At 44.0% G+C, this 22748-nt stretch carries 19 protein-coding genes; 13 read left to right on the forward strand and 6 right to left on the reverse strand.

From position 1 onward, the window contains the following. Positions 1-175: 175 nt before the first annotated feature. Both U4956_RS13420 and U4956_RS13425 read left to right on the forward strand, forming a co-directional pair. Positions 176-1903: an ABC transporter ATP-binding protein gene (locus U4956_RS13420; protein WP_323091208.1), complete on the forward strand. Its 1728-nt coding sequence runs from the start codon at positions 176-178 to the stop codon at positions 1901-1903. Next, positions 1893-3764, forward strand: coding sequence for an ABC transporter ATP-binding protein (locus U4956_RS13425; RefSeq protein ID WP_323091210.1), 1872 nt, complete (start codon positions 1893-1895; stop codon positions 3762-3764). Before U4956_RS13420 ends, U4956_RS13425 begins: the two co-directional genes overlap by 11 nt. A 271-nt stretch (positions 3765-4035) precedes the next feature. Here U4956_RS13425 and plsY read toward each other — a convergent pair whose 3' ends face one another. The 3 genes from plsY to U4956_RS14475 all read right to left on the reverse strand — a co-directional run bounded on the left by plsY (position 4036) and on the right by U4956_RS14475 (position 6070). Continuing rightward, on the reverse strand, positions 4036-4659 hold the full coding sequence (plsY, locus tag U4956_RS13430; protein ID WP_323091212.1) for a glycerol-3-phosphate 1-O-acyltransferase PlsY: 624 nt from the start codon (positions 4657-4659) through the stop codon (positions 4036-4038). Positions 4660-4866: 207 nt separating this feature from the next. Beyond that, positions 4867-5874 (reverse strand): RNA-guided endonuclease IscB, encoded by a 1008-nt coding sequence (gene iscB / locus U4956_RS13435; protein ID WP_323091213.1) that lies wholly within the window; start codon positions 5872-5874, stop codon positions 4867-4869. Continuing rightward, a complete protein-coding gene (locus U4956_RS14475; RefSeq protein WP_416347415.1) occupies positions 5804-6070 on the reverse strand; it encodes an RRXRR domain-containing protein in 267 nt (88 codons plus the stop codon). The genes iscB and U4956_RS14475 overlap by 71 nt, the downstream gene beginning before the upstream one ends. Positions 6071-6748: 678 nt before the next feature. On the opposite strand from U4956_RS14475, the gene U4956_RS13440 reads away from it, so the two are divergent. Next, positions 6749-7348 (forward strand): histidine phosphatase family protein, encoded by a 600-nt coding sequence (locus U4956_RS13440; protein WP_323091214.1) that lies wholly within the window; start codon positions 6749-6751, stop codon positions 7346-7348. Beyond that, a complete protein-coding gene (locus tag U4956_RS13445) occupies positions 7341-7649 on the forward strand; it encodes a hypothetical protein (protein WP_323091215.1) in 309 nt (102 codons plus the stop codon). Before U4956_RS13440 ends, U4956_RS13445 begins: the two co-directional genes overlap by 8 nt. 851 nt (positions 7650-8500) lie before the next feature. On the opposite strand, the gene U4956_RS13450 is transcribed toward U4956_RS13445, so the two are convergent. Further along, positions 8501-8971: a hypothetical protein gene (locus U4956_RS13450; protein ID WP_323091216.1), complete on the reverse strand. Its 471-nt coding sequence runs from the start codon at positions 8969-8971 to the stop codon at positions 8501-8503. A 379-nt stretch (positions 8972-9350) separates the two neighbouring features. Here U4956_RS13450 and rlmD point away from each other — a divergent pair, with 379 nt between their 5' ends. From rlmD to U4956_RS13470, 4 genes are all read left to right on the forward strand, one after another. Beyond that, complete coding sequence (rlmD, locus tag U4956_RS13455) at positions 9351-10622, forward strand: 23S rRNA (uracil(1939)-C(5))-methyltransferase RlmD (RefSeq protein WP_323091217.1); 1272 nt, start codon at positions 9351-9353, stop codon at positions 10620-10622. Between the two features lie 286 nt (positions 10623-10908). After that, positions 10909-11427: a hypothetical protein gene (locus tag U4956_RS13460; protein WP_323091218.1), complete on the forward strand. Its 519-nt coding sequence runs from the start codon at positions 10909-10911 to the stop codon at positions 11425-11427. A gap of 590 nt (positions 11428-12017) precedes the next feature. Further along, positions 12018-12848: a GNAT family N-acetyltransferase gene (locus tag U4956_RS13465; protein ID WP_323091219.1), complete on the forward strand. Its 831-nt coding sequence runs from the start codon at positions 12018-12020 to the stop codon at positions 12846-12848. A gap of 245 nt (positions 12849-13093) precedes the next feature. Beyond that, positions 13094-13543: a zinc ribbon domain-containing protein gene (locus tag U4956_RS13470; protein ID WP_323091220.1), complete on the forward strand. Its 450-nt coding sequence runs from the start codon at positions 13094-13096 to the stop codon at positions 13541-13543. A 183-nt stretch (positions 13544-13726) separates the two neighbouring features. On the opposite strand, the gene mgtE (U4956_RS13475) is transcribed toward U4956_RS13470, so the two are convergent. Together mgtE (U4956_RS13475) and mgtE (U4956_RS13480) are read right to left on the reverse strand one after the other, a co-directional pair. Next, positions 13727-15172 (reverse strand): magnesium transporter, encoded by a 1446-nt coding sequence (gene mgtE, locus U4956_RS13475; RefSeq protein ID WP_323091221.1) that lies wholly within the window; start codon positions 15170-15172, stop codon positions 13727-13729. A 16-nt stretch (positions 15173-15188) separates the two neighbouring features. Next, positions 15189-16628, reverse strand: coding sequence for a magnesium transporter (gene mgtE / locus U4956_RS13480; RefSeq protein ID WP_323091222.1), 1440 nt, complete (start codon positions 16626-16628; stop codon positions 15189-15191). Between the two features lie 754 nt (positions 16629-17382). Here mgtE (U4956_RS13480) and U4956_RS13485 point away from each other — a divergent pair. The 5 genes from U4956_RS13485 to U4956_RS13500 all read left to right on the forward strand — a co-directional run bounded on the left by U4956_RS13485 (position 17383) and on the right by U4956_RS13500 (position 22596). Beyond that, a complete protein-coding gene (locus U4956_RS13485; RefSeq protein ID WP_323091223.1) occupies positions 17383-18066 on the forward strand; it encodes an HAD family phosphatase in 684 nt (227 codons plus the stop codon). A gap of 155 nt (positions 18067-18221) precedes the next feature. Then, a complete protein-coding gene (locus U4956_RS14480; protein ID WP_416347426.1) occupies positions 18222-18305 on the forward strand; it encodes a Fic family protein in 84 nt (27 codons plus the stop codon). A 520-nt stretch (positions 18306-18825) separates the two neighbouring features. Further along, on the forward strand, positions 18826-19413 hold the full coding sequence (locus U4956_RS13490; RefSeq protein ID WP_323091225.1) for a metal-dependent hydrolase: 588 nt from the start codon (positions 18826-18828) through the stop codon (positions 19411-19413). Positions 19414-19732: 319 nt separating this feature from the next. Continuing rightward, on the forward strand, positions 19733-20245 hold the full coding sequence (locus U4956_RS13495) for a hypothetical protein (RefSeq protein ID WP_323091227.1): 513 nt from the start codon (positions 19733-19735) through the stop codon (positions 20243-20245). An 818-nt stretch (positions 20246-21063) separates the two neighbouring features. Further along, on the forward strand, positions 21064-22596 hold the full coding sequence (locus U4956_RS13500; protein WP_323091228.1) for an ATP-binding protein: 1533 nt from the start codon (positions 21064-21066) through the stop codon (positions 22594-22596). The last annotated feature ends 152 nt before the right edge of the window (positions 22597-22748 follow it).

Genomic DNA, 22748 nt, shown 5'->3' on the forward strand with positions numbered 1-22748 from the left:
TATGGAAAGGCAAACTGAGATTCAGAATCGAGCAGCAGCAGGAGTGATGCGATTTTCTTTGCCTGTTTTTGTTGAATCAGAAACTTCCGATCTATCCTGAAGAAGACAATCCTGAGCTTAGAGATCACTTCGGGATCAGTTGAGTTGAAAAAGAAAAGAAAGGGTGGGATTCATTTTGAAATCATCTGTACTGGAGCAGGGCAAAGGCCTGCGAAAGTATTTTATCTGGGCTTTGGTCTTCATCACGATCGAGACCAGTTTTGAGGTCATTATTCCATATTTAATGTCGGACATTATTGATGTGGGTATTGTCAATCGGGATACGTCGGTCTTTATCAACCGGGGACTATGGATGGTGGCTTGTGCGATTGGATCATTTGTATTCGGTCTGCTGTATGCCAAGTTTGCAGCCAAGGCTAGTGCGCGCTTTGCGCAGAAAATCCGGCGCGCTCAGTTTGAGAAGATTGAAGGGTTTTCATTTGAAAATATCGACCACTTTGAATCTTCAGGTCTCATTACCCGGATGACCAGTGATGTCATCGTTTTGCAAAACACAATCACCAATGGCATAAGGCCGCTGGCCCGTGGCCCGTTAATGCTGGTGCTGGGCATCATTATGTGTATTGCGATTAACCCGACGCTTTCTTTGATCTTCTTTTGCGTTTTTCCGGTTGTGATTCTGGTCATGGTCTGGATCGTTTCAAAAGTTGCCCCACAATATCGGTTGATTCAGAAAACTGTCGATACGTTGAATGGTGTCGTGGAAGAGAACCTGGTCGCCATCCGGCTGGTGAAGTCGTTTGTGCGCAAGGACTATGAAGTCAATCGGTTTGACGAGGTCAATGAACAACTGGCCGCATTAAATGAGAAGACCAACCACTATGCTTTTTTGAACCTGCCGGTTTTCCAGGGATCAATGTATACGGTCATTGTTTTACTGCTGATGATTGGTTCGCAGATGATCGTCCAGAATACGATTCAGGTTGGCCAGCTGACCGGGATTTTGTCCTATGTGTTGCAGATCATGAACTCCTTTATCATGATGTCCAATGTTTTTCTGCTTCTGACGCGTTCGATCGCTTCAGTCAACCGAATTGAAGAAGTCTTTGATGAAAAGCCGACCATGGTTCTGCCAAGACATGGCAAGGAAGTCAAAGACGGATCCATTGTATTCGATCATGTTTCCATGAAGTATTCCAAGGAAGCCAAGGAAGATGTCCTCAGTGATATCTGTCTTGAAATTCCATCTGGCACAAGGGTAGGGATTCTCGGAGCCACCGGCTCCGCAAAATCATCGCTCGCAATGCTGATTCCAAGACTGTATGATCTTTCGTCCGGCAATCTGATCGTCGGCGGCGAAAACATCAAGGATCTGGATCTGGTCAAACTGCGGGATGCGATCGGGATGGTTTTACAGAAAAATGTCCTGTTTTCTGGAACTGTACGGGATAACCTGAAATGGGGGAATCCTCAAGCTTCCGATGAAGAAATTCTCAAAGCCATTGATATGGCAGGCGCAAGAGAACTGATTGAACGCCTGCCTGGTGGTCTGGATATGGAACTGGGCCAGCAGGGGGTCAATGTTTCAGGTGGTCAGAAACAGCGCTTATGTATTGCCAGGGCCCTGCTGAAAAAACCAAAAATCTTGATTTTTGATGACTCGACTTCAGCAGTCGATACCAAAACAGATGCCAGAATCCGCAATAACCTCGCTTCGATTGAAGATCTGACTCAGATCATCATTGCTCAGCGCATCTCCTCAATCCGGCACTGTGATCTGATTGTTGTGATGGATCAGGGCAAGGTTCTCCAGACCGGAACGCATGAAGAACTGCTCAAGACCAGTCCGATTTATCAGGAGATTTATGAATCCCAGCAGGGAGGTGGCAGCAATGACAACTAAAGCGGACCAGCCAAAGAATAAAGCAGTCAGCCAGAGCCGCCGTAAGACCTTTGGAAAACTGCTTTCCTACATGGGCAACCATAAGTTTGAATTTTTGTTCGTTGGCATTCTGGTTACGATCTCGGGTCTTGCCAATCTGATTGGCACCTATATGATCCGCCCTGTCGTCAATGCGGCAGATGCCAGACAGATGCATACGCTGTCAGTTTTGTTGATTGTTACGGCTGTCATTTATGTTTGTGGTGTTCTCAGTGCCTGGGGATATACCCAGATCATGGCCAGAGGGGCCCAGCAGGTGACCAGAGAAATCCGGCATGATCTGTTCGAGAAAATGGAAGGCCTGCCGCTGCAGATCTTTGATACGACCAAGTTTGGCGATTTGATGGCACGCTTTACCAGTGACGTCGATACGGTCAGTGATGCGTTGAATAACTCGTTTGCTTCTGTCATTCAAAACTTTATTCAGGCAGCGGGCACGTTAGTCGTATTGTTTATCCTCAACTGGCAGCTGACACTCATTGTGGCTGCTTTCTATCTGATGATGATTGCCTATGTCCTGATTGCCTCGAAAATCAGCCGCCGCTATTTCAGGGACCAGCAGCATTTCATTGGAGCGCTGAATGGATTTGTGGAGGAGGCCATTTCGGGTCTTCGCGTCATCAAAGTTTTTAACCATGAAAAAGCTAGCATGAAAGAATTTGAAGCTTACGATGAACGCCTCGAACACGCCTCAGAGCGGGCGCTGTCGTATTCGCAGACCATGGTTCCGGTGATCGTTTCCTTTTCATATACCAACTATGCGATCGTGGCGGTTGTCGGCGGCTATATGGTTTTAAATGGGCTGAGTGATGTGGGTTCGCTGGCAAGCTATCTGGTCTTCGTCCGACAGGCGGCTGCCCCGATTAACCAGTTTGTCCAGCAGGCTACTATGCTTCTGTCTGCTTTGTCGGGGGCTGAGCGAATCTTCAGTTTCATGGAAAATCCAGATGAAACCGATGAAGGGAAAGTTACACTGGCTTATGGCGTTAAAGATCCAGAAACCGGTAAATGGACGGAAAGTTCCATTCCAGCTGATGGCTGGGTGTGGAAACATCCAAGATCAGATGGAACCTGCGAATACGTTCCACTTGAAGGGGATGTTCGTTTTGAAGATGTCAATTTCAGTTATGTCCCGGATAAACAGATCCTTTACGATTTGAATCTGTACGCCAAACCAGGGCAGACCATTGCCCTGGTCGGCAGCACGGGAGCGGGCAAAACAACAATTACCAATCTGCTCAACCGGTTTTATGAACTGGATTCCGGAAGCATTCTATATGATGGCATTGATATCAAGCTGATTTCCAAAGACGACCTGCGCCGCTCTCTGGCGATGGTTTTGCAAGATACGCATCTGTTTGCGGGAACGATCATTGATAACATCCGGTATGGAAACCTCAATGCCAGTGATGAGGAATGTATCGCTGCAGCCAAACTGGCCAATGCGGATTCTTTTATCCGTCGTCTGCCGGAAGGCTATCAGACCCAGATTTCATCCGATGGAGCCAGTCTTTCCCAGGGGCAGCGCCAGCTTTTATCCATTGCCCGGGCAGCGGTAGCCAATCCGCCGGTTCTGGTTCTCGATGAAGCCACATCCAGCATCGATACCCGAACGGAAAAACTGATCGAAAGCGGCATGAAGAAGCTGATGAATGATCGCACAACCTTTGTCATTGCACATCGGCTTTCCACGGTACGTAATGCTGACTGCATTATTGTTCTCGATCAGGGCCGTATTGTAGAGCGGGGAAGCCATGATGAACTACTGAAGAAAAACGGCTTCTATGCGCAGTTGTATAACGGAATGTTCGAGCTGAGCTGACAAGATTTCCATTAGGCTCAGCCAGGCGAAGGTTTATGGCAAATCCCTATCCCAAACGTAGATCCGATGATTTGGCACTCAGAAAAATGAGTGCCTTTTTTGCGTTCAGACCAAATCTTTGCAGGGTAATTCCAGCTACAGAAGGTTCTGGATGATCAGAAAACGAGTGTCAGCGAGAACCAGGAGCAAGGCGATTCAGCCAAAGAAAAAGGCTTCGCCACGATGACGAAACCTTTTCAGTTCATGAACTTGAATTCAGAAAGCCAATGGATTAAATCCAGGTGACCTTGCTTTCCTGGTTGTTGCGCACCTTTTCAATGTTGGAACGATGACGATAGATAATCAGAATCGTCAGTGCCCAGGAGCAGAGAATCAGCATATAATTCTCCCAGTTTCCGCCCCAGTTCATCGACAGGATCTGGAGAGAACTGAACACAGCAGCACAGATGGAGGCCACTGAAACCATCTTATACAGATACAGGACAATAAAAAACATCAGCACGGGAGCAATGAAATAAAACGGATTGGCGAATACAAAAATCGACATTCCCAATAAAAAACCGTACATGCTGGCAACCGCTTTGCCGCCTTTGAAATGGGCAAAGATTGGATAACAATGGCCCAGACAACAAAGAAAGCCAGAAAGCATGCCGCAAAGCGGAGAGACAAGCGAGCCAAACCAGATTGCCAGCACGACCTTTAAAGCATCCAGGACAATGACACTGACGCCAGCTTTTTTTCCAAGAACTCTTCCGGCATTGGTTCCGCCTGGATTTCCAGAACCATACTGCCGCAGATCTTTTTTATAGAAAACTCTGGCAATGACTAGCGCAAACGGAATCGATCCTAAAAGATATCCGGTGATACAGGATAAGATAAACCATAAACTATTCATTCGATAGGCAAGGATACCCCATCCAAATTGCTATGCAGTCTGGGTGGGGAGGAATTGCCGCACCTCCGTTTCTTTGATGTATCCATCTGCTCTTTCCAGAAGAGTCAGTTTCCTCATTGATGCAGATTTATGGATTGTTTCTCCAAAAATGGTTTTCAGGACAAAATATCCAGTGGCTCTGCTTCCAGTAATGAAACACTTCTGTCCCTAGTACAGAACCTTATCAAAAAGACAGAAGCCGTCAACCAGATGCGGGGCCTGGTTGCTTTTACGTACATGTCCTTTACTGAAATTGAATTTATGAATCTGTCTGTTATGTCTTCGGATCTTTTTAAGATACAGGCATTGTTCTAATGGTTTAGCGTTCAAGTTGCCTGCGATGCAATAAGCATCGTTATAGTGTTCTTTAGCCAGCCCAAGCTCGATCCTTTTATTCTTTGTCAGATAGCCATAGGTATTGACTACTTCAATCTTGGTATTGGCTTTTTTTAACCGTTCTAACAGTGTGTTGTGCATAATGCCCATAAAGGCGGCATCCCGATACGACTCAGCTCGCTCAGGAAGCTTAAAATCCTTTGGTCCTTGAATCTCTCCAGCCTTGATTTTTGCATGGTATTCCTTATGGCAGGTTTCACATAACGTAATCAGGTTGGAAGGTGAGTTTCCGCCAGTCTTTCGGCTTTCAGTGTGATGAACATTCAGGATTGGATCTTTCTTTTTGCCATGACAGTGCTGGCATTCGTGATTATCGCGACACAGGACGTATTCACGAACATTCCAGAAACCGGTCTGTTCCCCCTGCTGGTATTCAATACCGCTGATGTCAGGGTTTTTCAGCTTCTGCGTATCAAAGGAGGCTGTTTCCACCACGATCTTTGTTACGGGCAGAATTTTCTGAACTGCCGCAATCCGATTAAGATGCGTGTCAATTTTATGCTCAACAGAGGGAGCGAGCCATCCTTTTTGTTTAGACTGAACCTGGTTTTGTTGAGATCTGGCCCGGTTTTTAAATCTGGGGGCTCTGTATCTTGTCTTCCGGTGTCTTCTTGCTTGGCGGGCTTCTTTTCTTGTGGAGATCAGCTCAGGAATATCTGTTCTGCACTCGACATCCCAGGCAAGAAGTTCTTTTGTCTCACTCGAAGCACTAAGACCAATGTGTTTGGAACCAGCGTCCACTCCAAGAGTGACAGTAAGAGGTATATCTTGTTGAATCATATAAAAGCTGGATGGTAAAGGGAGTTTTCTTTACCACTCTGGCTTTCTTTTCTTTTAAAAGGCGGCGAACCTTGCCATGCCTTTCGGTTGGCATTAAGGGTTTACCATCGATATCTAATACATAAACCATCGTTTTACCCCCAGGGTAATAAATCTTCTCTGGACAAAAAAGCATCCTTTGAAGTGTATGAAGCATCAGCCTTCGCCAATGTTATAAGAGGTTTGTTGATATGCACACTGCGCCTGACCTTAGCGCTGTTTAATGCAGATCCACAGAATCCGGAATTAGGCTGAACGTTCCGGAGTGCCTGTTTAGACCTGTGAAAGGTCGATTCTCAAATAACGTAGTCAGTTAAGACCAAGGCTAGCCAATCGGCTTGAATAAAGGCATTTTAAAGCCTTGTTTTCAAGCCCCATCCAAATTGTTTACAGTTTGGGTGGGGTCATTGACACAAGCACATCCTCTTAACGAATCTATTTTATCAGGGAATCCAGATTCACGTTCAGTTACTCTGGACAAATACAGTCAGCTGACCAATTCTGAAAGCGATTACCAAAGATCTCATTCATCTGGATTTGCGAAAAGAAAGCTGGAAGCCAAAACAGTCCTGATTCAGGGAATACTTTCCATCCAAAAGACGGATCGATCACATTCTGGTACTACTGGCGCTGCCCGCTTAAAATTCAGGTTCTGCTTCATGCGTAATTTTCTTATAATGAAAGAAAACACTCATAAAAAACATTCAAATTGATGCCGGATATCCGCATCCGTGAAAGGTCGAGGCTCTGCATCTGCCGGCTGGTGGGTCCGCTTCGCAACGAAACAGGCACGGACCAGCGGATTTTGAAATTTGAAGTTTGAAAGGAGAAGAGAATGCCAGAAGCCATTTTTGTTCGTCATGGACACACCGAATCAACAATTGAGGGAATCAAAGGTCGAAGCGATGTCAGTTTGTCTGAGGAAGGCATGAAAGAAATGTTAATGACTGGCCTTTTATTATCAACCCAGCCCCCGCTTCCAGACCGGATTGTGGCCAGTCCGCTGATCCGGGCCAGACAGAGTGCACAGATCATCAACAGTGTTTACAAAAATTCGCTGCCTATGGAGGTTTCTGAAGATGTGAACGAGCTGGATGTGGGAGACTGGACAGGAAAAGCTAAAGCGCTGGCGTTTCAGGAATATGAAGAAAACTGGCAGGCCATGCATGCCGAATCTTTTGAATCTGCTCAAAAACGAATTGTTCGGGAACTTGAACGACTGGCCCAAACCGGCAGCCAAAAAAACATTGTCCTTTCCCATTCCATCCTGATGACTTTGCTTTATGCCATGCTACCCAAAGCGGAAGGGCTGCCGGAAATGATTCCGATGATGAATGGTTGCGGTTTTGTGGTCAGCCTTGAACCTGTCTTTCAGGTGACAGCCCTTTTTCCGGATGGAATTCTGGAAGAGATGAAGGAAATGGATCTTGTCTGAACGTTTTGCAGCGCAATTTGGTTTTATATTTGGTTTTATATTTGGTTTTATATTTGGTTTTATATTTGGTTTTATATTTGGTTTTATATTTGGTTTTATATTTGGTTTTATATTTGGTTTTATATTTGGTTTTATATTTGGTTTTATATTTGGTTTTATATTTGGTTTTATATTTGGTTTTATATTTGGTTTTATATTTGGTTTTATATTTGGTTTTATATTTGGTTTTATATTTGGTTTTATATTTGGTTTTATATTTGGTTTTATATTTGGTTTTATATTGCCAGGCATACATTTGTAAATCTGGAACAGTCTGAAACAGTCTGGAGCTCTTGCAAGATCAAGAATGAACAGGTAACAGAAACGAGTATAGGCATCAAGCCTTTGAATTTTTGCCAGCTTCTTCTTTGGAGACAAAAGAAGAAGCTTGAATACCACCGGCAATCCCGGTCTGTTCGGTTTTCAGCTGTTTTGAAAATCAGACAGAAAACGAATTTCAGCCCAATCAAAACAATAAAGACCGATCTGAACCAGACAGATCGGTCTTTGCTTTATTGGCTGTCAAAATGGAGTCAGGATGGTAATGGCTTCTACAGTAAGGAGAAACCAAAAACAGTCAGTCCGGACAGGGCCAGCGTGCAAAGTCTGGCGAGAATCATACGTTTTGCCATTGTCTTGTGTTCCTTTCCAAATCCTGCTTTTAAATCAGGCGGGTGTATTTCATTTATGCGAATTGATCTGACTTGTCTGTTCTTTGTTTTGATTGCATGTCAGGATCAATGGATTGTCATAATACAGACAGAGATATGAATCGAAGAGAAGAAACAACCGGTCGGTGAACTTCGAAAGGCCAGAAAATTGAAAGGAGTACTGCGAGACCATCACCAGAAAAAAGGTGCTGGTATCAAGAATGCAGGAAGAAAACAAAGAGACTGGTTGTCTTTATGCGATTCTGAATGGATCTCTGTCTGATTGAATGTCTGTATTATAGTTAGTTTAAACTAACTTAGCAAGTGGAAGGAGCAATTTTTTTAAAAAAGGAAACGGCCTTTTCCTGGCAAAGTCTGAAGCTGAAGACTACAAAGCAAAGCCATGAAAAAACCAGTGGGAAATCCACTGGTACAGTGTGAGACGACATTGGGTTTGGAACCCTCAGTTGTCAGAAGAATTCTGGGAAGATTTAGAATTGGAATCGTTTTTGGGCTTAAAGAGCGCATTGCCCGTTTTGGTGACGATATTGTTGATGGTGCAGACCAGGCCGGATCCCCAGTCGGTTTCCGGAAGCTTGGTAGAAGCCTGGTCAATTTCAGTCAGCTGCTCCGCAAGCTCTTTTGGGAAAGGAAGCCGTTCATTGTGTCTGAGAATTTCATTGTCCCGATGCTGGGATTCCAGGGCCTCATCAATAGACTGCAGATTTAAGGCAAGATCTTTTAAAGCGGCTTTCTTGGTATTGATGGTGCTGATGGTGTGCTGAATCTGAAAATAGCGCAGCCATTTCTGGAAAAAAGATCTTTCCTGATCGAGATTATGGCGGTATTCTTTCAGTTTTTTTTCGTTCTTTTCAATGGCTTTACTGGTTCCTTCAATCGCATTGATAGTATCTGTTCGTGCGTATTCCAGCATCAGCCCACCTTCTTTCTGACAACATATATACGAATCAAATCGTACGAACTGTTCGAAATCTATACTCAGTCCATTTTCAGTGTACATCATCTGGCTGATCAGACGGTTTGAAAATAACCCAAAAGCAGGCAGGATCTTCGAAAAGCGGATACAAAACATAAAAGCGGGCCAGAATTTGAACACAATGAAAAGAATGACCAGAAAAATGGATACCAAAGATAATTCTTTGCTTTCTGGTTCGAAAACGATCTGCCTTCTGGCTGGCATTGAGTCCATCATGGATTCGTTTCTGCCTTTGATTGATCAGGTTGTCAGGTGTCTGCTTTTGGTGAAGCCAAAAAGATATGTCAAAATAAAACCAAGATCTGGAGGCGTTTTTATGAATTGTCCTGTAGCAAAGCTTTGTGGAGGATGCGAACTGCTCAAAGTATCGTATGCAAAGCAAGGTGAAATGAAACAGCAGCAAGTACAGAAACTGGTCGATGAGGCCAAACTGAAAATTGAAGTCCAGCCAGTCCATATGGCTCAGAGCGCAATTGGATACCGCAATAAAGTCATTTATGGATTTGCCAAAGATAAAGATAAAAAAGTATACAGCGGCCTGTATGCACCAAAATCTCACCGCGTTATCAATACGAAAGGCTGCAAAATGCAGCCTGATCTGGTTAATGAAATTCTTGAATACATTACCCATCTGGTAGACTCCATGAAGATCCAGCTTTATTCTCCGAAAACTGGAACCGGACTTCTTCGTCATGTTCTGATCCGGTACGCGAAAGCAACAGATCAGGTCATGGTTGTCTTTGTCACTTCAACCCGTGAATTTCCATCCCGCAAAAACCTGGTCAATGCGTTACGTGAAAAGTTCCCGCAGATCAAAACCATTCTTCAGAATATTAATCCAAGAGATACTTCGATTGTTTTGCAGGATCAGACTCTGGTTTTATACGGCAATGGCACGATTACCGATAAACTTGCCGGACTGGATATCACCTTTACCGCTTCTTCGTTCTATCAGATTCATCATGACCAGTGCGAAGAACTGTACAGTCTGGCAAAATCCATGCTGGATTTAAAACCAGAGGATGAAGTCCTCGATACCTATTGCGGTGTCGGTACGATTGGTCTTTCCCTGGCCGACTCCTGTCGTATGGTTACTGGCGTTGAAATCAATAAAGAAGCTGTTGAAAACGCGCGCTTCAATGCAAAGCAGAACCATATTGATAACGTCCGGTTTGTCGCAATGGATTCCACCCGGTTTATGAAGGATGTGGCAAGAAACCATAAATCATACAATGCCATCATCCTGGACCCGCCCCGGGCAGGAACCACCCAGGAATTCATCACTTCGGCCTGCTCCTTGCATCCTGAAAAGATCCTGTACATCTCCTGCGATCCGACAACTCAGGTACGCGACCTGCGTCAGTTTGCCAGAGCCGGATATGAGACCAAGACAATGGAACTTGTCGACATGTTCCCCAATACAAGCCATGTTGAGAGTCTGTGTCTGCTGACACCAGCCAAAGGAAAACCGAAGACGTTTGAGAAGAAGAGTTCGTCAAAAGGCGTTCAGAAACCGAAAAAGGAACTGAATCCGTACGAAAAAGCCCTTCTGGAGCTGAAACAATCCAAGAAGAATAAGAAAAAGTAGCCAAAAGCAATCGCCCAGAGAAATCAAAATCTCTGGGCGATACTTTTTGATGATGTTCAATCCATACTGTTCAATAATCGAAAGCAGAAGGATTGGTTTGCTCCATAACTGGTTTACTCTTGTTTCGTAGGTCACCTTTCAAAATAGGATGCTATAAGCAACGGCATTGATCTTAATTAAATGATATAAGTAAAATTTGATTTGATTATTTAACTTCATCCCGGTAGAGTAAAGTCAAATATTGGCTTATGCTTGCTTTAAGTCATTCTGGATAAAGGAGGGCTTTATGAAGAATTCAGGCCATTGGCTGAAGATGTCACTTGTTGCTATTATTGCTTTTTCATGTATCGGTATTTGCTCAATTTTTGCCGCCGAAGCTCCCCAAACTGAGGGACAGTCCGAAAGTATGAACCAAGTAACTCAAATGGATGCTGAGAGTATCGATAGTGAGAATATCGATAGTGAGAATATCGATAGTGAGAATATCGATAGTGAGAATATCGATAGTGAGAATATCGATAGTGAGAATATCGATAGTGAGAATATCGATAGTGAAAATATCGATAGTGAAAATATCGATAGTGACAATCCTTTTGAGAACTTGAAGGCAACTGATAGTATTCTCCCTTTAGAAGATGGAGGATTTCTTATCGGCTCAGGTGAAGTACAAATATTTTCACTTGATGACCTGAATACGCCTATCGAAACGATTAACTTAGATTCAAATCCCAATATCGTCACGAAAGAAAAGGCTTATTCTCTTTTTATGGCTGAAAACGAAGAAGCAGCAGCTAGTTCTCAATAAGACATCATCGTACTAAGTTCTTCTAACTTCAAGGTCCAAAAGTCTGTAACGGAGAAATGATCAAAGAAGCAGAGTTTCATCAGGCGGTGATAGATGCCATCAACCGGTCAATCGGAAACAGGATAAAGTTTGAGGCTATTGCACTTCCGGTGGGCAAAACTGAACAGACTTGTTTTCGAAAACAGAGTATCCAAAATGACAAACTTCCTGTACTTTCGAGCTATGTCGAGAGTCTATGTCTTCTGATACCGGCAAAAGGAAAACCAAAGACTTTTGAGAAGAAGAGCCCATCCAAGGACATTCAGAAGCAGAAAAGGAACTGAATCCTTACGAAAAAGCCCTTCTGGAACTGAAACAGTCCAAAAAGAATAAGAAGAAGCAGAAGAAACAGCCACTCAGGACGACCAGCGTCCAGAGTGGCTGTTTGAGTTATGTGAGCGATGCCACGCTGGAAAGAAGCGGATGTACATAGATGTATGTATATACTGGTAGAGGTCAGGCTGTTCTGACTTTATTGCGGCCAAGAGGGAGTGGGGGCGCCTATGTGGTGTCTCATGGATGAAATAGACGATAAAACAGGAGGCGAACTTATGGAACTCAGTCCTTATAATCAAACTGCGATTTTTTACAATGCATTGAAGTTAAAGAATGCAAAGATTCTGGAAGAAGACGAAACAGGAATCATGATCCAGATTCATGACAGTCAAACAGCTCTGGTTCTGCAATCCAATCTGGAAACAGCGAAAATCTGGTTGGACAAACATCCGCCCTGCTCGTTTGATCTGATTTCTCTTTATGGAGATGCGCTTTGTGATCTGTTTTATAGGATTTATGTGATGCAAAGAAATCGCGGCCACAATGAGGAAAAAGAACCTGACGAGTTGGATCGATTAGAACCGAGAGATCAACTGGATCCTGTAAATAAAAGGGATCACGGCACAAACCAGATTGACTTGATGAGCCAGAAGATAACAAGGCTCTTTGGCAAAAGCAAGCTTTTTGTCTGGCCTGAAAATCAAAAAGCAGAATTTGGTGACTTTTCTTTGACATTCAAAACGGCAGGTCTTTCAGATTTTTCATGGATTCGAAGTCATTATGATCTGGTCAGTGACGATGAATTGAAAGAAGATCTTGAAGATGGCCGGCTTTTCATTGGATATTGGAATGGCCAGCCCATAGGATTTGCGGGAATGCATCCGGAAGGAAGTATGGGACTTCTGGAGATCCTGCCAAAATATCGAAAACAGGGTTTTGGCAAGCAGATGGAAGAATATCTGATTCGACAACTGGTCGAACATCATCTGGCCGCCTGTTGTGAAGTCTTCTGTGATAATTTTATTTCGATTGCTCTGCAAAAGAAACTTGGATTAAAAGAAGCGTCAGAAAACTGTTACTGGATTGAGCTCGAATCTGAGTCATAAACCATAGGATCAAGTTGTATTTTCCAGGTCCGGATTTAAATAAAATGGCAGATTTCTATGAAAAAAGCTGCATTTCAGAGCCGCTAAATCCTTGAAGTGTGAAGAGCCGTATATCTGCTTGTCTTTTAGAAAAACGGCTTTTCCGAAAAGAATGATGATTTGCCAGCCCCGGTTTAGGCAACAGATGGTTGCTTGCGGGGCAGGAAGATCTTTGCGAAACTTTTGTTGAGAAACGAGGGAGTGCAATGAGTACTGGAAAAATTATAAAAGCGCTGCGTGAAGCGTGCTTGATGACGCAAAGTGAGCTGGCTGATCAGCTTCATGTAACAAGGCAGGCTGTTTCGAGATGGGAAAACGGTGAAACTACACCTGGAAGTGATCTTCTGCTTGCGATGTCGGAAACGTTTGGAGTATCGGTCGATCAGATTCTCGACTCAAAACAGATTCGATATTGTGAGTGCTGCGGAATGCCGATTGAAACTTCGATCATGGGCAAGGATAAAAAAGGGAAGATTGATCCGCGCTACTGTAAATGGTGTCTTGAAGACGGAAAATTTATTTATACCGATAAGGAGCAGATGCTCGATTTCCTGGTTGCAAATGTTCCTCATCCAGACCTGAATGATGAAGAGGCAAGACGTTTTTTCCAGTCTGAGCTTCAAAAACTGCCATATTGGCAAAATAAGATGGCCTGACCAGCATGGCTCCAGTTTTGAATGCTTGCAGAAATAGATACAGGAATTCAAGATTATCCGGTTTCACTTCATGAAATTTCCTGGACCCAGACGCAAAGGATCGAAACGCCAAAACAAAACCGCCGCATTCCAGGCTGACTGGAGGATGCGGCGGTTTTTGAATGCTGAATTTTGATTCCTGGATCAGGAGATATGGAGAATCTGGATCAGAAAGATCCAGGCAAGTCCATAGTAAGTAATGACGCCCACCATATCATTGACGGTTGTAATCAATGGTCCAGAGGCAACGGCCGGGTCAACGCCGATTCGTTTGAAGAACAGCGGGATAGCTGTACCGGTCAGCGAAGAGATAATCATCGACAGCCACAAAGCGATACCAATGCAAAGCGAAATCGCATAAGATTCACTCCAGCCGTACGGTTTGACCAGATGAATATAGAGGCCTAAGAACGCAAAGGCTAACAGGCCGATCAAAAGACCGTTCACAAAACCGACACGGACTTCTTTCCAGACCAGATACAGCTTCTGTTTGCGGGTTAAAGAATCATCCATTAACACGCGGATGGCAACGGCAAGGGATTGGGTACCGGCGTTACCAGCCATACCTAAAATCAGAGACTGGAAAGCCATGACGATGGTCAGTTTGGCAACTACACCTTCAAACAGGGAAACAACCGTGGATACCAGCAGGCCTAAAACCAGCAAGACTAAAAGCCAGGGCAGACGTTTTTTCAAAGACTGGAACAGCGTTTCTTCCAGATCTTCTTCGGCAACCAGACCGGCGAGTTTCGCATAGTCTTCACCCATTTCTTCATCCATAACTTCCAGCAGGTCCTGAGAAGTGATGACACCTAGCAGAAGGTTATCGTTGTTCAGGACAGGAATGGAGTCTTCGTTATAGTCTTTTAACTCTTCGACGACTTTGTCGATGGGCTCGTTGGCATAAACATAAGGATAGCTGGTGGCAATGATCTCTTCTAAAGCTGTATCCGCTCTGGAGATGATCAGATCTTTTAAATTGACAGCACCATAATACATTCCATTTTCGTCATGGACATAGATGGTTGTGATGTTGTCATTTTCCGGCGCCTGTGCGATCAGGTCTTTCATGGCCTGTCGCACGGTGACTCCTTTTGGAACTTCAATATAATTGGTCGTCATCTTCGAACCGATTTCATCTTCATCATAGGAGAAGATGACCGCAATCTGTTTGCGGACTTCAGGTTCAAGCAGTTCGAGGATGATTTCCCGTTTTTCTTTATCAAATTCTTTTAGAAGATCAGCTGCTTTATCGGTTTCCATCTCGTTGAGGATCGCGATGATCTTGCGGATGTTCATCTCGTTTAAAAAGCGGGCCTGGTCTTCTTCGTCCATATATTCAATGATTTCTGTCAGGCGTTCGGTATCAAGCATTTTATACAGCTTTTCCCGCTCAAAGGGAGTCAGGCTTTCAAAGGCATCGGCGATATCGTTGGCATGATAGTCATCAAGCTTTTCACGCAGAAGCTTTGGGGAATTAATCGAACGGATCAGTTTTAGAATCTGGTCTTCGTAATGAGGACGGGAATGAACGATTTCTTCCTGGACCACTTCTGTTTCCTGGACAGGGTTTGTGTTGTTTTCATCCATACAGACATCCTCCTTTTCAGATATGCAGCATCTGGATCAGAAACAGCCAGATCATCGAATAATAGGTGGTTGCACCAATCAAGTCGTTAAGCGTTGTGATTAATGGTCCGGAGGCAGCAGCCGGGTCAATTTTCATTGCGGACAGGGCGATTGGGATGGCGGTACCGGTAAATGAAGAAATAATCATTGCAGTGACCATCGCCAGACCGATACATAACGCAATCGCAGCGGCCTGCACCCAGTCATAACCGGAAAAGAAGCGGATGAAAAAGGTCAGCACCACAGCAGATCCCGTGCCAATGATCAGACCATTGACAAGACCCGCACGTACTTCTTTGATCATCAGTTTCAGGCGCTGCTTGTGCGTGACATCTGGATCGGCAAGAACGCGGATCGAAACGGCAAGGGACTGGGTACCGACGTTACCGGACATATCCAGAATCAAGGACTGGAAAACAACCGCAACAGTCAGCTTGGCCACAACGCTTTCAAACATGGAAATGACGGCGGAAACGAGTAAAGATAAAAACAACAGCAAAACCAGCCATGGCGTTCGTTTCATAATCGAACGGAAGACGGTCTCTTTTAAATCTTCTTCGGCAGAAAGACCCGCAAATTTGACGTAGTCTTCGGCCATTTCCTTATCAAACAACTGGAGCAGCCGCGGCTTGGTAATAATGCCTTCAATCTGGTTATCGTTGTTCAAAACAGGAATGGAATCTTCATCGTAATCTTTGAGGTCTTCCATCAAAGAATCGATGGTTTCATTGGCATACACAATCGGAAAGTTAATCTGGATGATCTCTTCCAGATCAGTATCCGCGCGGGCCGCAAATAGATCCTGAATATGGATCGCACCATAATACAGGCTGTTTTCATCGACCACATACAAAACTGAGATGTTATCGGTGTCACTTTCTCTGGCCTGATCGCGCAGCGAGCGCATAGTTTCTTTAATATTGTAGGAACGAGGGATTTCAATGAAATCCGTAGACATCTTCGAACCGATTTCTTCATCGCTGTAGGCATAGATGCGTTTCAGGTTTCGTCTTGTTTCCGCATCGAGCAGTTCGAAAATAACTTCGCGGCGGGTTTTGCTGATTCGCTTCAAAATCCGCCCAGCATCCTGGGGTTCCATTTCGGCCAGGATGGACAGTGTCTTTTTAATATTGATGGAGTTCAGGTAGCCGGCCTGTTCTTCTTCATCTAAGTAGGGAATGATTTCAGCCAGCCGGTCCGCATCGAGCAGCTTGAACAGCTTTTCTCGAGCAGCCGGATCCAGTCTGGTAAACGCATCCGCTATATCGTTTGCATGATAGTCTTCGAGTTCATCGCGCAGCGCTTTTGGGGAAAGAGCTTTGCTGATGAGCTCAAGAATCTGATTCTCGTAATCCGGGCGCTGCTGGTTTCCATTTGGCATTGGGCTGGAAACAGCAGTGTTTTGAATCTCGCTCATTTCTTCCTCCTTTGGGGCAGAAGAAAAGAATCATGAGAAGTAAGTCATGAAGTCTGCCCCGTCTGTTCAATCACGTCCGGAGCCGGGTCATCATTTGTCATTCGGGGTCACCTCACATTCTGTATCATTATAATCCTGAAATCTGGTCAGTTGTCTGCTTTTGCCGAGGTCGACAAGATATGTAACAATGGAGCAAAGTTCTGAAGGGATTGTCGTGAATTATCCAGTCGCAACACGCTGCAAAAAAAGGCGAACTGCAAAAGTTTTCCTATGTCCATCAAGACGAACAGAAGCAAAAAACGTCCAGAAACTGATCGATAATCCAACCTGGGCAATTATGAGCAACGATAAATGAGAAAAACCTCATACTTCGTTCGAAACAGCCGCTTCCGTGTTTTATGGCTTTGATTCCCTAATACTTCCGGATCGTGATCAATCCACTTTGGTAGAAGAGTGTTTTTCATCAGGAGAAGAGCTTTCAAAACAGGGAATATTCGATATATCATGGATTACATAAAGGATGTAATGCAGAATACTGTGAACTCTGATGGCAGGTTCTATGAGAGCAGCATCTCAGAGAAAAAAACCAAGCTGGCCTGCTGGCATAGTAGAATGGCTGGCAGCTGACTATTGGAATTTCGTGGAAGAGATTTCTCTGCCAGCGATTGTGGAGGAATCGATTATTTCATCCCGATGCAGATTTCGGGTTTCACCTTGCAATTAAAAAAGCGGATTGCCAAAAGGAGACTTCATTATGATCAAGGCAGCAATTTTTGATTTTGATGGTTTGCTCGTCGATACAGAGATACTTTCTTTAAAAATCTACCAAAACATCCTGGCAGAATACCAGATTCCATTTTCCAGGCAAGAGTATTCACAAAATTACAGCGGATGTACGGAAGTGCAGAATATCAGGCGCCTGCTTCAGACTTATGCCCTGCCGCTGAGTTCTGAAGAGTGCCTTGATCGAGTTCTCTTCGAAGAAAAAACTCTGATCGGACAGGGCGTCAAACTGAAAGAAGGCGCAAAAGAATTGCTCTCTTGGCTGAAAAAACACGACGTGAAAATTGCCCTGGCCACTTCGAGCACCAGAGAGCGTGCTCTTTCAATTCTCGAAAGACACGGCATTCTTGATTATTTTGACGCTTTTGTCTTCAGTGAAGATGTCACCCATGGAAAGCCCAATCCAGAAGTATTTCTGGCCGCCTGCACAAAGCTTGCCGTAAAGCCGGAAGATGCCCTTGTATTTGAGGACAGTGAAAATGGAATTCAGGCAGCTTTAAATGCAGGTATTCCTGTTGTATGCGTGCCTGATATGAAAATGCCTTCCAATCTTCATCTGTCCAAGTGTGAGGCTGTCCTTTCTACGCTCAACGAAGCCATTGAAATTCTTGAATCTCCCGCATTGAAGAAACTGGATGCCCTTGACTGTAAATAGCAGGATTCATCATTTTGATTGTTTCTGCTTTTCAGCACTTTTTGAAATCAGAAGTCTTTCCTCTTTCAAAAGCTTTCTGTCAAACAACCAGGATTCCTTTTCCTTCTTTTCTGGGGCGCAGACCCTGAACAAATGCAGCATCAAATGCAGCATCAATTCCATCAGCGGCTTTTCGTAAAAAGTATCTGAATCCGGCTTTGGAACAGGGAGTGATTGAGAGGATAATTTCTGACAAGTAAAAAGCCTTATGGATTCTCATCAGCCTGAATAGATCCTTGTCTGAGACCAGCTGCTGTAACCGGGCAGAAACTGCAAGGAATACTCAATTCCTGCTGCTCTTTTTTAATCCCTCTCTATCTTGCACAACAAAGTCATCTGTTTCATTCAATCCTATCTGGCCAAATAGGAGACTTAACAAAATATAAATAGCCGATCATTTGATCTTTTCTGTTCAAAATGTGCGCTGTAAAGGGATTTTCTGATCGATTCATAGAAAGGATTTCTAAAGTGGTGTGCATAATATCCGTATCAATAGTAGAATAAGTGCATAAAACTAACTGTTATGGTTAGGTTTTTATGCGCTTTTTCTTTTCCTGAACCCACAGCAAATCTTTGTTTTCTGGCCATGTGTTTTGAATACATTCTGGCGTAGATCCGGCAGGGAACCGACAGAAAATAAGGAGACCATAGCCGGCCAAGCTGGATACGCCAGACAAAAGTGAGAAAAAGGTGAGAAAAAGGCGCAGGGGAGAAATGAATATGATGAGTAAAACGCATTTATGCATTGGTGCACTCAGTGCCCTGGTGCTTGCGCCCAATACCCCGGTCGGCTGTGCAGCGGCTGTTGCGGCCGGCGCGTTTGGGGGAGTTGCACCAGATGTAGATATTCTGAGCCTGGATCAGAAAAATGATGTTCTGGTCAGCCAGCTAACCGGACTGATTGCGGTGGCCTGTCTGCTGTATGCTTCGACTCTTTTCCATTTTGGGATTGGCCTGAACCCGGATGAAGAACAGCTCTGGATGGGAGCGGTCGGTTTTATGGCCCTGTATATTTTTGGAGCCTGGACCAGCCATCGATCTTTTACCCATTCCATTCTGGCTCTGTTTCTGTTTACGGTCTGCGTGCAGATGATCAGCCCAATGTTAGCTGTTTATTTTGCGATGGGCTATCTTTCCCATCTGCTGCTGGATCTTCTGAATCGAAAAGGGATGAGGTTGTTCTATCCGCTTCGTTCGCGGGTCTGCTTTCATCTTTGTTATGCCAAAGGATTTGCAAATTCTGCATTTCTGTATGCTGGAATGCTTCTGACACCCGTATTGATGCTGGTGAAAATTTTTGTCTGGTAAGTCTTTGGATTGGCAATAGAAAAGGAGAGAAGGAAAACGGAGAGAAAGAAAAAAGAGAGAAAGGAAAAGTCCCTGGAAGAACTTTGGAGGGATCAGCAGTCTCCATAGTGAAATCAGACAGAAAACCGGAAAAAACGATCTGATTTTTTGGATGGATCCTTTCATCGAAACTGTCTTATTCCAGGCAGCCTTCGATCCAAACCAGTCTTTCTGAGTTGTGTCCATGATCTTTGGCCAGATGCAGTGAAAAAAGGAAAGTCATGTCAGCAAGCGATCTTTTGCTGGCGCTCTAAAATAGAAGGGCAAGGAGGATTTTTATATGGAAGATACTCGCAGTGAACTTCATCGTTTATTAACCACAGAAAAACTCGAAGAGATCATTTCAATGACTGATCAGGTCATGGAAGCAAATTACAAAGCCATCAGTGAAAAAGCATCGGGTATGCCTGATGTTGAGACGTATCAAAGACTGCTCGACTACTGCTATCAGCAGGTAGGCCTGTATGTCGATAATCCTGACAATATGATGAAACTGCTCCAGCAGTCCACCAATATTCAGCCTGTCTACAATTCCATTGTCGAGACTGAAGAATTCAAGGAAATCTGCACCGAAGAATATAAAGGTTTCCCAAGAGTCATTGCCATGACCGTTCTGGCTGGCACAGAAGCAGCCGCGGCTCATGCCGCTTACCAGGTTTTGAAAGATGAATCTGAACCTGTTGCGGATTATCTGGATCACCTTGTCGATGTCTATCAGGGCTATGTGCGCGATGCCATTTCCTACGGCAAAGGCGAAAACAAGAACGTTGTCATGACTGGTCATAAACAGTAATTCTGTTTTTGATCCTCAAAAGCTGAATCTTGCCTGCGGTCTTGAGGCAGGTAAAATGTCTGTATTGAAAACAATTGATTGATATTCCTTATGGTCTGTGAAAAAGCAGGCCATTTTTTCTTGTGTCAATCAAGCGATTTGTGATCTGAAGCAAATCCGAAAGGGAAAGAAGAAAACGTAAAAAGCGGGTTAAAGGAGAGGCGACTTTCTTTCAATTGTTTCATTTCACTTCTTTTATACTGTTTTTATTTATGAGAATAGAAAATTTATGTCAGGGAACAAAGACAGTATAAAGGGGGTCTTCTATCGGCATACTGTTTTGCATAAAGCACTATTCGAAAGAAAGTAAAAAATATTGTTAGTGCGGTCTATGCAGACAAAGGAGAAAACGTTTAGAAAATAACTCTCAGTACAAAAAAAGTAATCAAAGATGACCGGCTGGACGGAACCGGAAGATGAGGATCAGCCTGGAAAAGAAGAACTTTGATTTTCAATGTAAAGAAGACTGGATTCATTTGTTTCGGCTGCTGTACGTCACACAGAGTCAGAAAGAAAGAAAATCGGGGACTATTCTTGTCGGTTTTGAATGTTTATATTCTATTTAAAACGCTGACTTATGTTCTTAAGGACTTAAAAATTGAAAATAAGATTCATATTTAATCATAATTGTTTGATAAAAGAGTGTCGGGCGGCTTAGCTCTCAGATTTGTCAAAAAAATCAAGTAGCAACTTTGACTGGGAAAGATTATCATGGAGTTAAAGAACGAATAAAAGAAAAAAGGCAGTCCGCTTCTGGACTGGGTTAAGGAAGAATAAGTATGTTTAATGGTGAAAAATACCAACAACTGAAGGATTGGGCATTAACGTTCTCTGTCTGTATCCTTTGCGTTGTGATTACCGAAGCTTTAAGGATGTTTCATGCCCCGGACGAGCTGTTGTCCTGTCTGTATATTTTAGGTGTTGTTCTGATTTCTTATTGGGTGCAGGGCTATATTTATGGCGCGGCCGCCTCTCTTTTACTGGCGATTTCTTATTTCTATTTTATTTCTGCTCCTGCCATGTCTCTTGCCAAGCTCAATCCTTACCATCTGCTCACAACCGCTGTGATGCTGGTCATTTCGCTTCTGATCTCTTCAGTGACAAGCAGGCTCAAAACAGCAGAAATGCAGGCACGGCGGCGTGAAGAAAAAAGCCAGGTTCTCTATCATCTGACGAAAGATCTGGCTGGTGTTTCCTCTTTAGATGAAGTTGTTAACCTTACACTGGTCAATATCAGCAAGACCTTTCGCACAGACTGCCGGCTGCTTTTCTTTGATGAAGAAGGAATCCCTGAAAAACAGTTTGTACTTTATGAAAAAGGCGTTTTCAACCGGACCGTCCCAACAGACATGAATCGTACATTTGAAGAATACCAAGGGCAAAAACCTGAAGCGGGTTATTTTATTACACCGACTCAATATGAATGGCCATTCTATACTCCGCAGGGAAGAGTCTTTGGGGCAATTGCCATCCCGGCAACCAATGCCCAGAACTTTTTAAGTCAGGATTTTCGAACCATCAATACAATGATCGAAACAGCCGCAATTGTTATCGATAAAATTATCCTGGAAAACAGACAGGAAGAAAGCCGGATCGTTCTTTCTCAGGAACGCTACAAGACCAATCTGCTGCGTTCGATTTCTCATGATCTGCGTACACCTTTAGCCGGCATTACCGGTACTTGTGAAATCCTGATGGAGATGCTTCCTGACAATTCGAAAGAATATGAGCTGGCTTCAAGCATTGCAAAAGAAACCAACTGGCTGTTTACCATGGTTCAAAACGTCCTGTCCCTGACCCGCCTGCAAAATGGTCAGGTTGATATGAAAAAAGAAGTCATGGTTGTCGAAGATGTCGTCAATTCGGCCGTAGAGACAATGCAGCTGCGGCTTCCGGATCGGCCATTGGAAGTTATTGTTCCAGATGAGGTTCTGGCAGCCCAGATGGATTCGGCTTTGATTAAGCAGGTGCTGATCAATTTGATTGATAATGCCAATAAGTATTCCAAAGGGCACACGCCAATCGAACTGAAAGTCAAAGAAGCTGAAGATGGCCAGTTTGTTGAAATCAGTGTCGCTGACCATGGTGTTGGTCTGAGTGATGCCGCCATTGAAAAAGTCTTCAACATGTTCTATACGACCAAATCCAATGCACCGGGTGCTCTTCGTGGCTTTGGACTTGGACTGCCAATCTGCCAGTCCATCATGAAAGCCCATGGCGGCTCGATTCATGCTGCCAATCGCAGTGATGGAACAAACGGAGCCGTCTTTACGATCAGCCTTCCAAAGTACAAATTACCTGCTGCACTTTAAAGATAGAGAAATCATTTAACTGTCCATTGGACTGCGAACACTGGACACCAAGCCTGAAAAACCATCTGCTTCGTATCGGGGATGTTTTCTGAATCCCAGATGGATGTGCAGATGTTTTTTTTGTTGGATGAGAAAACTGTCAAAATAGATGA

The organism is Allobaculum sp. JKK-2023, assembly GCF_034745455.1.
Lineage (GTDB): Bacteria > Bacillota_I > Bacilli_A > Erysipelotrichales > Erysipelotrichaceae > Allobaculum.